At 36.3% G+C, this 12,935-nt stretch carries 13 protein-coding genes and 1 pseudogene; 8 read left to right on the top strand and 6 right to left on the bottom strand.

Annotated elements, in window-relative coordinates; translation table 11 throughout:
* From Q4D72_RS10190 to Q4D72_RS10170, 5 genes and pseudogenes are all read left to right on the top strand, one after another.
* Positions 1-225 (top strand): annotated as a pseudogene (locus Q4D72_RS10190) (cyclic nucleotide-binding protein); the annotation flags it as partial.
* A gap of 66 nt (positions 226-291) precedes the next feature.
* Complete coding sequence (locus Q4D72_RS10185; protein WP_303077754.1) at positions 292-750, top strand: hypothetical protein; 459 nt, start codon at positions 292-294, stop codon at positions 748-750.
* 66 nt (positions 751-816) lie between these two features.
* Positions 817-1,152 carry a nuclear transport factor 2 family protein gene (locus tag Q4D72_RS10180; RefSeq protein WP_303077753.1) on the top strand — a complete coding sequence of 112 codons (336 nt, stop codon included), beginning with the start codon at positions 817-819 and terminating at the stop codon, positions 1,150-1,152.
* A 34-nt stretch (positions 1,153-1,186) separates the two neighbouring features.
* Entirely contained in the window at positions 1,187-1,528 is a 342-nt protein-coding gene (locus Q4D72_RS10175; RefSeq protein WP_303077752.1) for a TfoX/Sxy family protein, read from the top strand.
* A gap of 92 nt (positions 1,529-1,620) precedes the next feature.
* Entirely contained in the window at positions 1,621-2,034 is a 414-nt protein-coding gene (locus tag Q4D72_RS10170; RefSeq protein ID WP_303077751.1) for a VOC family protein, read from the top strand.
* Positions 2,035-2,194: 160 nt separating this feature from the next.
* Here the strand turns inward: Q4D72_RS10170 and Q4D72_RS10165 are convergent, their stop codons facing one another.
* From Q4D72_RS10165 to Q4D72_RS10140, 6 genes are all read right to left on the bottom strand, one after another.
* Positions 2,195-2,965: a polysaccharide deacetylase family protein gene (locus tag Q4D72_RS10165; protein WP_303077750.1), complete on the bottom strand. Its 771-nt coding sequence runs from the start codon at positions 2,963-2,965 to the stop codon at positions 2,195-2,197.
* Between the two features lie 344 nt (positions 2,966-3,309).
* Positions 3,310-4,212, bottom strand: coding sequence for a dialkylrecorsinol condensing enzyme DarA (locus tag Q4D72_RS10160; protein WP_303077749.1), 903 nt, complete (start codon positions 4,210-4,212; stop codon positions 3,310-3,312).
* Positions 4,209-5,114, bottom strand: a complete 906-nt coding sequence (locus Q4D72_RS10155; RefSeq protein WP_303077748.1) for a lipid A biosynthesis acyltransferase — start codon at positions 5,112-5,114, stop codon at positions 4,209-4,211. The genes Q4D72_RS10160 and Q4D72_RS10155 overlap by 4 nt, the downstream gene beginning before the upstream one ends.
* Positions 5,104-5,352, bottom strand: a complete 249-nt coding sequence (locus Q4D72_RS10150) for an acyl carrier protein (protein WP_303077747.1) — start codon at positions 5,350-5,352, stop codon at positions 5,104-5,106. The genes Q4D72_RS10155 and Q4D72_RS10150 overlap by 11 nt, the downstream gene beginning before the upstream one ends.
* A gap of 124 nt (positions 5,353-5,476) precedes the next feature.
* The gene (locus Q4D72_RS10145) at positions 5,477-6,928 is read right to left on the bottom strand and encodes a lipopolysaccharide biosynthesis protein (RefSeq protein ID WP_303077746.1); all 1,452 of its coding nucleotides are present in this window, start codon (positions 6,926-6,928) and stop codon (positions 5,477-5,479) included.
* A gap of 182 nt (positions 6,929-7,110) precedes the next feature.
* Complete coding sequence (locus Q4D72_RS10140) at positions 7,111-7,785, bottom strand: hypothetical protein (RefSeq protein ID WP_303077745.1); 675 nt, start codon at positions 7,783-7,785, stop codon at positions 7,111-7,113.
* Positions 7,786-8,162: 377 nt separating this feature from the next.
* Here Q4D72_RS10140 and Q4D72_RS10135 point away from each other — a divergent pair, with 377 nt between their 5' ends.
* From Q4D72_RS10135 to Q4D72_RS10125, 3 genes are all read left to right on the top strand, one after another.
* The gene (locus tag Q4D72_RS10135) at positions 8,163-8,495 is read left to right on the top strand and encodes a PadR family transcriptional regulator (protein ID WP_303077744.1); all 333 of its coding nucleotides are present in this window, start codon (positions 8,163-8,165) and stop codon (positions 8,493-8,495) included.
* Positions 8,496-8,497: 2 nt separating this feature from the next.
* Positions 8,498-10,411, top strand: a complete 1,914-nt coding sequence (locus Q4D72_RS10130) for a PspC domain-containing protein (protein ID WP_303077743.1) — start codon at positions 8,498-8,500, stop codon at positions 10,409-10,411.
* A gap of 74 nt (positions 10,412-10,485) precedes the next feature.
* Positions 10,486-12,801, top strand: a complete 2,316-nt coding sequence (locus Q4D72_RS10125) for an outer membrane beta-barrel family protein (protein ID WP_303077742.1) — start codon at positions 10,486-10,488, stop codon at positions 12,799-12,801.
* Positions 12,802-12,935: the final 134 nt, after the last annotated feature.

Here is a 12,935-nt window from a genome sequence, read left to right as displayed (position 1 = left end):
ATCGCGGGTTTTTCCGAGTGGGGGCGACTTTTTATGACCGAAAAACTCTTCCAAACCCAACGCCGTTCCCTCGAAATGATTACGCTTCCCGCCAAAGACCGCTATTTGCAGTTCCTCAAAGAAAAACCGCAAGTGCTTCAAAATGTGGCATTAAAGCACATCGCAACCTATCTGGGAATTACTGATACTTCACTAAGCCGAATCCGAAAGGAAATTTCATCATAATCCAAAAATCTTGTCTTATGGCAAGATTTTTTTGGTTTCAAAGCTGTAATTTTGCCAAAAAAAACGATGAAACCACTATTTGTCTTATTTTCAGTATTTTTGCTGACATTTTTCGGAGTAAAATTGCTTAAAAAGGAAAATGCACTCGGCGTTTCGGGGCGTGTGGCTCTTTCCGCATTATTTTTATTCACGGCAATGGGGCATTTTTTCTTCACGGACGGAATGGCGATGATGATACCTGATTTTGTTCCGTATCGTGTTGAAATTGTTATTGTTACGGGGTTTTTGGAAGTTCTTTTTGCTATTGGAATTTTACTTGCCAAAACACGAAAAATTACAGGGTGGAGCATCATTGCTTTTTTGATTTTGGTGCTTCCTGCTAATGTCTATGCCTCTTTGCATAATATTGATTATCAGTCGGCTACTTCCACAGGCAACGGACTGGGCTACCTTTGGTTTCGCATTCCGATGCAGTTGTTTTTGATTTTCTGGACTTATTTTTTCTGTGTTAAAAATCGGAAATAATTTTCTTGTCTTATGGCAAGATTTTTTTGGTTTCAAAGCTGTAATTTTGCCAAAAAATTAAACACAATGAAAGAACTTTTAGAGATTTATTACAAAGGATTTGCTCAAAAATCGGGTTGGGAACAGACCTTAGCTGATGATTTTGAGTTTGTTATGAACGATGGCGAACCTCTTATCGGAAAACAAGCCTACATCGCAATGTGTGAAAAATTCAGTCAGACCTACCGAACAATGCGTGTAGTCCGAAGCATTGTAGAAGGAAATGATGCCTGTACCATAGCAAGTTACGACTGGATTTTGCCCGATGGAAAAACAAAAACCGGCAATGTCATTGAATTTTGGAAAGCCGAAAACGGATTTTTAAAAGAACTAAAAATCTATTTTAATCCACAAAAGTTATAGTAGCTTTAATCTTGAAAATCAATAGATTATAAAAATGGCACACAACGAAAATTTAGCCAATAGGGTGCGTGAATTTTTGGCAGAAATCCCTGATATTGAGGTTGAAGAGAAAAAAATGTTTGGCGGACTGGCATTTTTGGTCAATGAAAAAATGTGCGTTAATGTCAGCGGTGAACTACTGATGTGCCGTTTTGATGCCGCGCTAACGGATGAACTGGCTGAAAAACAGGGTTTTCTGCCCTGTGTTATGAAAAATAAAGAACTCAAAGGCTATTGTTATGTTGAGGAAATAGGCTATAAATCGCCTGAAAATTTTGCTTTTTGGCTCAATTTGTGTTTGGATTTTAATAAAAAAGCAAAAAAATCAAGGAAATAAATCGTTTTGTAACTCAAAATCTTGTCTTATGGCAAGAGTTTTTCCGATTTTTTCACTTACTTTTGCCTTAATAATTTTAAAAACGATAAAAAATGGCAACAAGAATTAATCCGTATTTGAATTTTAACGGAAATTGCGAGGAAGCGTTTAATTTTTATAAAAAAGCCTTTGGAGGTGATTTCAGAATGATTTCTCGGGCGGGTGATAATCCGATGGAAGTCCCTGAAAATGAGAAAAACCGCATAATGTACATCGAACTTCCTATCGGAGAACACGATAATTTAATGGGTTCAGACATTTTTGAATCCTTTGGGCAGCAATTGGTTATCGGTAATCATAATTATGTGAGCATTGCAGTGGATAGCAAAGCCGAAGCCGACCGTTTGTTTTATGCTCTTTCCGATGGAGGCGAAATTGAAATGCCCATCAGCGAACAATTTTTCGGTTACTTCGGAAGTTTCAAAGATAAATTCTGCATTAGTTGGATGATTATTTTTGAAGGATAAAATTTGATAAGGAATTTAATCAGTAGTTCCTTAATTATAAGGGAGATAAATATAATTTTATCTCCCTTATTTTTTATTAAAATTATCTGAAAATGACTTCATTTAGTTAGGAAATCTATTTTACTTTTCAGGAAATTTATTTTAATACGACTAAAATATATTATGAATGATTGGCAACTAAATCTTTATAAAGAGCTGTTTGCCAACCTTTTTTGTTGATGTATTTTAAGAATTTTTCAAAACGTTTGGTCATTTTTTTTCCTGAATTTCGCATCACATAACCCGGGAAATTAAATTCTTTTACGTGTAAGTCCGTAAATTCCCAAGGGTGAAAATAAAGGGCTGCATATCCTGTGTCTTTTAAGGTTTGTTTGAGCAAAAAATGATACAACCATAACGGAAAGTTATGAAATGACAACCAAAACAAGGGTATTCGTAGCCAACTAACGGCTGTTGGAATCTGCCATAAGCCTTTTTCATTGAAAAAATGCTTTGAAATGTGTAATTTATTGTATCTTCCGGGTAAAATAGTTGGATTTACAGACGAATTATACGTATATCCGGCATTTTTCACTTCCATTGTATCAACTTCTGCCATTCTTGGCATTCGAAGTCCCTTTACTTCGGTTGAAAAATGCTGTTCTAAATATAATTTAGAGGCTTTTAAGTGCGCATTTTCAAATTCAGAATGGTAATAAGTGTGTGATGCAAGCTCGTGTCCCTCTTCTAAAAGTCTTTTGATAAGGTCATCACATTCACGGGCAAAAATTATGGTTGAAAAAAATGTTGCTTTGGCATTATAGGCTTTTAGTAAATCCAAAATAATGGTTAATCCTTCTCGTGAAATGGCTATTTGCCTCTCAAAATCAATGTTATACCCATATTCTTTGGGCATATCAAATTCTTCTATGTCAAATGATAAATAAATCATCGTTATTTTAGTTTATTTGTTTTATGTTATGTTGATTTAAGTGTCTGTTCTTAATCTTTTTTACTATTTTTCTTTTATAAAAAAGGTGTTTTATTGATTTTTTGTGTAATTTTACTTGTTAGTTTGTTTATTTTACTTATTAGAGTGTTTATTTTATTTATTTGTTCGTGTGTTTTAAGTGTTTTTTGATGAAAAAATCTTATTAAGTTGTTTGTTTTTGTTATTTTTATGTTTGTTTTAATCTTTATGGTACTTTTTTTTAGTATTAGTCGGGTTGTTTGTGTTGTTTTATAACTTATTTTTTTAATTTGTTTCTTTAAAATGGTTCTACGAAAATCTATTTTTTAAATATTGTATCTTATTTTATTAAATTCTTTTCGTCTTTTGGGGTAGCATAGGGGCATTGTGAGCCAGTAAAAGAGCATTACGATGGGCATAAGTACCCATATAGCAATGTAAAGATATATTTTAAAGATTTTTAGGAGTAATTTTCTTCTAGGACTTTTATGAATTTTTTTTGCCCAGATACTAAATAGTCTGTTAGCTTTCTTATCTGCTGAAATCAGAAAGTATTTGAGATGAACGGCTCCGTTTTGCACGATTTTAGCTTGCATTTGGTCGTAATTTCCTGAGTTTAAATAGGGGATAAGTATATTTCCGTAGATGGAAGCTGTGCTAATATCTTTTTGAGATACACCGGGCGGAGGCAAAATGCCCCAACGGCGTTCTTTTTTGCCGGTGAACATCCAATGAACAATTGTAATGACGCTGATATGGTTAATGTTGCGGTCAGTCAGCGCAATATTTCCTACCAACTGGGCATTGCATTGATTGAGGGTGTTTTTTACCTTTTGTTGAGCCATTGTCCACATATTTCGGCTTGCAGAAAGCGTAATTATGGGCTTGTTTTGGATTATTTTTTTGCCCTCATCACTATTTAGGAATGAATTTATGGGAATTGAGGGTGATAAATACCATACTTGGTACGCCAAAATGATTAAATCATAGTTTTTTTGGCATATTGATTGCGGAATTGGCTTTATTTTTTCTGGAATCATTAAGAAAGATTCCGGAAAAACGTCAAAAAAAGCATCGTTTGTCCACGGAAATGGAAAATTTTCAAGCATTTCAATGGCATAATGGTCTACTGAAATGTTATCTTGGTTGCGTAAAGGTGTGATGAAGTTGTTTACAATCTCGGTGAGTTGTCCCGATTGTGAAAAATAGACTACTAATACGTTTTTCATTGTGTTTTTTCCCAAAAATCAAAATAATTGAACCATTGTAGGGGGTATTTTTGCACCATTTCTTCCATATTTTTGACGTATGCGTGTAGCAATCCCTGTACATCGCGTGGTTGTGCCTGTATGGTGCGGGCATAAAGGTGATAATGCAAGTTTTTTTCTTTCATTACATAAACGAAGATGACCGGAACTCGCATTCGGGAGGCTATCACGAAAGGTCCGGCAGGGAATGTGGCTTGTCTCCCTAAAAAATCGGCAGTAAGGTGCTTTGTTCCTTGAAAATAACGGTCGCCCGTGAAGCAAATAATTTCGTTTTTAGCTAGTGCGTTGCTTATTTCAAAGATATGCGACATATCTTCTTTTACGAGGATAAATGAGTCAGGCGATTTTTTTTCGGTTGTGATGCTTTCAAGGTATTTTTTTATTGCAGAACGCTCTAAATCAGTCGTTACGATGTTTATTTGGCAGTTGATGTCGATTTGTGCAAAAAAATGGTCGGCTATTTCAAAGTTACCGATGTGTGCTGAAATCAGTACGCCGCCTTTTTTGGCTTCCAGAAGTTGTTGTAGGTGGTGCACACCGTCAAATTCAAAGGTAAATTGCTTGCCTGCGCCACTTAAAATGGCTACTTTATCGATGATGGTTTGCCCGAAAGTGAAGTAATTTTGATATAATGCCCCAACGGATTTGATACGCGAAAATCCCAGCCTGTTCCTGAAATAATCATACATATACCGATTGGAGCGCCATTCAAATACGAAATAGTAAAAAGCTACAAAAAACAACAAAACATAAGCTGCACGAACACCCAAACGCTTGATTATAAGCACAAAAATCTTGTAACCTATAATATTTCCTTTGGATTTTCCCTGCCATTTTGTTTGTGTTGTTTCATTATTTTGCATTGATTTTGTTCTCTAAGGTTGCATAAAAATCATTAAACGTAACGATGGGTTTAAAATCGGCTTCAACGAGTTTTACACCAAAGTTAGCTTCTATAACAACCACTAAATCAACATAATCAAGGCTATCCAAGCCTAGCGATTCTCTAAAATTGGCGTCAGGTTCAATCACTGAAGCATCAACCTCAAATTCATCAACCAAAATGTTTGTAGTTATTGCTACAATATCCGCTCTATTCATATAACTTGCAGTTTGTTAAGATGTTATGTTTTAAGTATTTATACAATTTATTATCTAGCAAATAATTGTGATTTGCAAAGATAGAAAAAAAACAGGAAAAAATCATTTTTTGAGCGGTAAAAGTTTATTTTTGTTTGGAGAGCAATTGCCGAATATCTTCTGAAAGTTTGAATTTGTGTGCTATAAAAATGCTGATAATCAAAAATATAGTTGATTTTAAGCAGATGTTTAAAATTGGGTGGAATGAAAAATCCCAAAAGAAGAAAATCAGTGTAGCGACAATTCCGAAAAGGGTTATTTTTAGGGTTTCAGTATAAAACGGATTTAAACCGAATTTGTTGTGTACGAAGCTCAATTTTAATATGTTATAACTAAAAAAAGCACATAGGGTAGCAATTCCGGCACCGTTAATTCCGTAAATAGGTATAAGCCAGATGTTTAACCCGATAGTGCAAAATGTTAAAAAAACGCCCAAATAAAGCACTATTCTATAATAAACCGAATTGAATAAAATAGCGTTGTTTATGCCGACTAACGCATCTGAAAGTTTAACTAATGCTATGAAAATCAATACAAAAATTCCGTTTGAGTAAGACGGGTCGGGCAATAATTTGTAAAATTGGTGTGCGTTGATGATAATCAGGATGAAAATCAGCATACTTATTAGATATAGGTTTACGGTGCTTTTTTTGTAAAGTTCCCGTAATTGTGAGGTTTCGTTGTTGTTTAGTAATTTTGCAACTAACGGACTAATGATTTGATACATAGACCGATATGGGATTACAATAACTGTGGCGGTAAACACAGCCACGTTGTAAATGGCAATTTCTGAAATGGGCAGATATTGATTTATCATAAATTTGTCAATATCCATCAGCAAACTCGCCACCGAACCCGATAGAATAATGAAAAAACTGTACTTGAAAATTTCTCGTTTGTTGCGGGGCATTCCCCATAAAAAAGTAGGGCATTTTATCAGAAAAGCCGAGACTAACATCAGTAACATTCTGAGCGTGTAAACAATTAAAATTGCCCACATAAACTCATTAAAATCAATCCATTGTAGGTAAATACTTATTAGTAAGAATGTTGTGCAAACGCGGTGAAAAACTTCTTTCAGGAAATTGCCAAAAACGGTTTTGAATTGCACCCTTGCCCACGAATAAAAAACTTCAAAATAAGCCATTACGGTGGCGGTCAAAAATAGTAAGGGAATGTAGCCCGCTACGATTTCATTTTTGCCCGAAAGCCATTTTACGATTTGCTCATACGCTAAAAATCCTATAACACTGAAAGGCAGTATTATAGCAAGCGGCATTACGAAAAGCATCAAATTGAATTTTGAAAGTTGTTCCGGCTCTTTGTAAGAAGAATAAAACCGAATAAGCGTGTTGTGAACCCCGAAGGCGATCAAGGGGGAAAGTATTGTGGCTGTTGAAGTTACGTAACTCACCAAGCCGTATTCTTCTTTCGATAGAAAATGAACGAACAAAAATAACGTATTGACCGCCCCAAAGGCAAAGCCCAAATACGTGCTTAAAATATTTTTAACCGATTGCCGAAATACAACGCCCATTTTCAAAATGATTATCCCGCAAAAGTAATAAAAAGTATGGTAAAATTGTAAAAAGTAGAGCAATAATTGAGGTCAAAGTACAAAATTTTGTAGAAGATATACTGACTTTTTGAGTGATTTTATTTTTGGTAAGTAAAAAGGCCGGAATGCCCGACCTTTTTATTTCTAAATTGTTGTAAATCTTAAAAGTAAACGTTGAATAACAAAGATGCTACTCCAATTCCGTTTGCTCCTCCGAAACCAAATCCGAAAGTACTCGATTCATTACCTGCCGCATCTTTACTGGACTCATATCCAACCCCGACAGAGTAAGAATATTGAGCACCCAAAGCAACTTTTGGGAATATGAAGTACTCGGCTCCTACAAATCCTTGTGCGCCAATAGCAAAACTAAAAGCGTCTTTTTGAGGGATTCCAAATCCTAAAAGAGCATCAGCTCCGTAGAAGCCTTGCAAGCGAGTAGAACCTTTTCTCCACTCTTTTCCGTATCCTACTGCAAGCCCGAAAGCCGTTGTAGCATCAGCACCTTTTGGTTTTGAATAGTTGAAGATAAGGTTAGCAGTGTAGCGATCTGCGGTGTTGTCACTTGTCATTTTTTTGCCTAAGAAAGAATATCCGTTGGCAAATCCGGGAATGGTGAAAGTTTCATTTTTCCCGAATGCGGAACTGCCAAATTCGTTGTTGGAATTGCTGTTAAAAGCATTTCCGATGAATTTTAAAGCATTTCCGGCATTGAAACCGAACGACCAATCACCTTCTTTCGGAAGATATTCCTCCCCTTTAGAAGAAACCAATTCTTGTGCAGAGATTGCGCCAAACGCAAAAACTGCGGCTACTGATAAGATAAATTTTTTCATCTCTTTGATATAAAATTTAAAATTAATCGGGAGCAAAGCTAAATAAATATATTTAATTGACAAAGAAAAAATAACTCGATTTTATGATGTTGAAGTTTTATTTTGTTGACAATTATGGATTTATGTTTATAGGTTACCATCACATTTGATGAAATATGTATTAAAAAAGAAAAGTATACCTTTGATATTTTTGCTATAAGTTTTTTATTTATAAATCTTTTATGATGCGTATTTTTCTTTTTTTTGATGAAATGTAATTCGAGTTAATATGTTTATTTATAGACTTTTAGTAAGATTTACAAGAAAAATGTAGTACTATGTATTGCATAGTAACATATATTGTCATATATTTGCCGAAACAAAATACCTTATCATATATGGAAACGATAAACACCGAGAAAACCAAAACCCAGATGCGAAAGGGCATCTTGGAGATGTGTATTCTTTCCATTATCAGCAAAAATCAGGAGGCGTATGTTTCTGACATTATCGAAGCCCTCAAAACCGCTGATATGATTGTGGTTGAAGGAACACTTTATCCGCTTTTGACGCGACTCAAAAACGAAAAACTCCTTGATTACAACTGGAAAGAATCCAATTCGGGGCCACCCCGAAAATATTACGTGCTGACCCAAAATGGGTATACTTTTTTACAAGAAATCGTTAAATCGTGGCAAGAATTGCAAACAATGGTTAATAAAATTATTTAGTTATGGACAAAACACACAATATCAGTTTAGGTGGATTTTCATTCTTAATAGAAGACAAAGCCTATCAGGAACTTTCAAAATACCTCGCCGAAGTACGTAAATCGCTCGGAAACACGCCCGACACCGATGAAATCATTTACGACGTGGAACAGCGTATGGCCGAGCTGCTCAAAACCGAAATGAAGGGTAGGGAAGTGGTTGTTAGTCAAGATGTTGCTTACCTTATCCGAGTTTTGGGCAGACCCGAACAATATGTTGATGCAACGGAAGAAACGCACACAGCTGACACCAAAGCTCCTCAACAAGAAGATGTTTTTCGCCGTATCAACACGCATCTTAAAAATAAAAAATTATACCGCGATATGGAAGGCAAAAAACTTGCCGGCGTACTTTCGGGGCTTTCCTATTACTTGAATTTTGACGTGGCGTGGTTGCGTATCATTTATTTGGGCTTGCTCTTTTTTACGCAATCAACCTTTGTTTTCAGTAAGTTATATCATTTTAATGTTCATTCTCCTCTCGTGGTTATCAGCGGATTTTGGCTGGTGATTTACATTGTATTCTGGGTGTTGGTTCCGCAGGCGAAAACCAATGCCGAAAAGTTGGAAATGCAAGGAAAATCCGTAACCATCGATACGCTTTCGGCTTCTAAAAATAAAAATGTTACTGCCAAAAAACAACTTTATCGAAGCGACAAAAACAAAATGCTTGGCGGTGTGCTTGGCGGTATTTCCGAATATCACAACATGCAAACCACTTGGGTGCGAATTATTTTCCTTATTGTTGTGCTTGGGCTGATACCTCTTGTGAATGTGTCGCCTCTGTTGGTTGTTTTGTATCTGATTTTATGGATTGCGATTCCTAAAAAGCCGTTTTATTTTGATGGAAAAGATGATTTTTCGTCCGATTCAGCTGCTTCTGATGAAAAAACGTATTCGGAAGAAGCTCAAACAGAACAAAATACGCAACAAACAAAACAACAACCTTTGTTTGTAAAGCAAAATCAGAACGGGCTTTGGCGTTTTTTACGTGCCATCATCAAAGGGATTTTGTACATCATTATCGGTTTTACCATTTTCATTTTAGGAATCGTATTATTTTCACTGATAATGGCATTGTTTGGCATTGGCATTGCGGGTTGGGGAGCAGGATTTAGTTTTTTGATTATCAATGATTATTTGCCGTTTATTGTTGAAGGAAATTGGCAACTTTTCATTACTTATTTGTCCGTATTTTCATTGCTTGTCCTTCCCGTTTCGGTGATTTCGATGCTGTGTTTGAAATTATTTTCCAAAAATGGATACAATACACCACGGGTTTGGGTATTGTCCAATGTTTTTCTGTTCTTTTTTGGAGTGATAGGCGTATTTATCGTGGTAGTGGATACGATGAAACATTTCCGAACAAATAGTTTTGTTGAAGAAACGATGCGTTTTTCGGCAAAAGATACTATTTCTCTTGCTTATAAATCAAATCATTATCGAAATTCATACGGAAATAATCTTGTAGATTTATATGGAGCTATTTTAAAAGATGATAATGAAATTATATCAAGGGCTAATAGTGTTCCGTTTTTTATAAAAGAAACCGAAGAAAGTGAGCCTTATATTGTTCTTCAAAAATTTTCACGTGGAGGAAATTTTTCGCAGGCCAAACAAATAGCGGAACAGATAGAATATGATTTAAAGATAGAAGATTCAAAAATTACACTTCCGGACTTATATTCTTTCGGGAAAAATTCAAAAATAAGAGATCAAAAGCTAAGAATTTATTTGTATTTCCCACAGGGGAAATACATTACGAGTTCAAGTGAAGAGTTTTCGGTAGTTAATAAAAATAAAGGTAGGGTAAATATTGGCAATAACACCGTGCATCAAATGACCGCAAACGGACTGGTAAAACTCAATGGCAATTAACCGTAAAGGCGTATCTACCAATGCCTTTACAAGCCTTAAAAATAGATAATCAACTTTTAAACCAATATTTTAAGATGAAAAATTTTATTACACTCACAACATTTTTGTTTTGCCTTGTAGGTTTCGGGCAAAATACGCTTCGCGGAAAACTCGTTGATGCCGCCGCAAGGCAAATTGTCAGTAATGCCAACGTTATTTTGGTTTCGTTGCCCGATTCCACGTTGGTGAAAGGAGCTATTAGTGATGATAATGGCGTTTTTGAGCTTGTAAGTCCGTCCAGTAATGCGAATTTAGCACTAAAAATCTTGCATTTGGAGTACAAAACGCAAATTTTATCGGTTAAAACGACTGATTTTGGCACAATTCTGCTTGAAAAATCACTAAATGAACTCGGAGAAGTAGTTGTTTCGGTTTCAAGACCCATTATGAAACAAAAAGGAACGACTGTCATCACCGATATTGCCACATCTTCCCTCAAAGAACTGCCTCAAATGGAAATGCTTCTGAATTTCCTGCCCGGAGTTTCTACATCGTATACAGGAGAAGGCTATACGGTTTTCGGTAAGAAAAATCCGATTTTTTATATCAACAAACGCCGCGTGTACAACCTTGATGAGCTTTCACGCATTGCTCCGAAAGACATTGAAAGCATTGAATTGGAAACACAACCCGGCGCCGAGTACGACAATAATATAGGTGCGGTAATCCGAATTAAACTTAAAAAGAAACAAGGCGACGGACTCAGCGGAAACATTTATGCTACGTACAATCTTAGGAAAGGAATGCGTGAAGAAATGGCTTTGAACCTCAACTATCGCAAAGGGAAAACCGATGTTTTCGGTAGTTTCGATTCGGATTTCAAGCAGGCGATGCGCAGTGACAGTTGGCAAGAGATTGACGTGCAAACGCCCGCCACAAAATGGAAGGTGCGCACCGATGACACGCAAAAAAACAACGGTAAAAGCATAAACGGGAAGCTCGGTGTGAATCACGAGTTTAATGAAAAGCATTCTCTCGGGGCTGTCGCGTGGGCGTATGTGAGTCCGTTTGCCGGACATACCTTCACTGACCAACAAACTCAAACTTTCCGCAATGCGCAGCTGTCAGAAAAGGGACAGAATCACTATGACCGCTTCAATCAAAACAAAAAATGGGAAGTGAATGCCTATTATGAAGGGCAGCTTTCCGATAAACTCAAATTGCACACCGATTTTGACTATTCTGTTTCGTCTTCTGACAATAATTCGAATATTTTTGAAAGAAATCTACTTACTAATTCCGAAAAAAACATCCGCACACACTCCGATGCTCGTGCCAATTGGCTTCACGCCAAAACCACACTCTCACAATCGTTGGGTAAAACGGCGGTGAGCTACGGGGCAGAGTTCAGTACCCTTTCACGCTTTGAAAATTATACCGATAATGTGTTAACGACATCGTTTGTTGATAATAAGGAACTGCGTTCATCAGGGTTTTTGAGTGTTTCTCGCGCTGTTGGGAAAGCAAATCTCAAAGCGGGCGTTCGGTATGAGTATGCTGACTTTGAATATTTTCAAAATCAGGTGAAAGATGACGTAAAAAGCCGCACCTACACCCATTGGTTGCCCAATGTTACGCTTGCTTTCCCTTGGAATAAGACACAAATGTCCGTCAGTTACGCTCGGAAAATCCGTAGACCGGCATTTTATGAGTTGAGTGACTATTCGGCGTATGAATCTTCCTTTTTGTACAATCGTGGAAACCCAAATTTGCGTCCGCGCCTTGCTGATGAGTTTACAATTTTGGCAACGTACAAAATTGTTTCGGCTTCGCTTGCCTATTCTTTCATAAAAGATGCGTATTATGAAGATTATAGGCTTTTTGATGCCAATCCGAATGTTGTGGAACGAAGTATGCGCAACTACGATGCGTTTCAGACACTTAAATTAGTGCTTTCGGCACAGCATAAAATAGGAAAATGGGTTCCGAAATTGGATTTTACCTTCGGAAAACAGTTTGCGCAAAACGTTTTTTACACAAATCAACCTGTTTTTGCCGTAGAAATGATGAATCAATTCCTGCTTTCAGACGATTGGCTCGGACTTTTCTACGTAAATTACCAATCAAAAGGAAGTGTGGCGGTTACGTATAGCGAAAAAGGGGTAATGTTTTCGGGTGTAGCCATAGCGCGTACTTTTTTTAATAAATCGTTGCAAGTTTATGCCGTAGCGGAAGATATTTTTGGCACTTCTAATGCAATTGTAAGGGTTCAGAATCCGTTTGTTACCAATCGGAAATTTACGGACGGAAATAATCGGGGCTTTAAAATAGGACTGCAATATACATTTAACCCAACGCAGAACAAATATAAAGGAAAAAGCATCAATGAAGATGAAAAAGAACGTTTATAGATTTACCATCATTTTTATTTAAGAATAAAACCGGCTGTTGATAGGTGTCAGCAGCCAGTTTTTGTATTAAAATAAAACTCTAATAAGATTTAAGAAGTATATAAAATTATTTTGTAAGTATAAAAGATGATTTT

It is taken from the genome of Capnocytophaga sp. (assembly GCF_030532915.1).
Classification (GTDB): domain Bacteria; phylum Bacteroidota; class Bacteroidia; order Flavobacteriales; family Flavobacteriaceae; genus Capnocytophaga.
The sequence above is the reverse complement of the archived record's forward strand: the minus strand, read 5'-3'. Positions and strand labels throughout refer to the sequence as shown.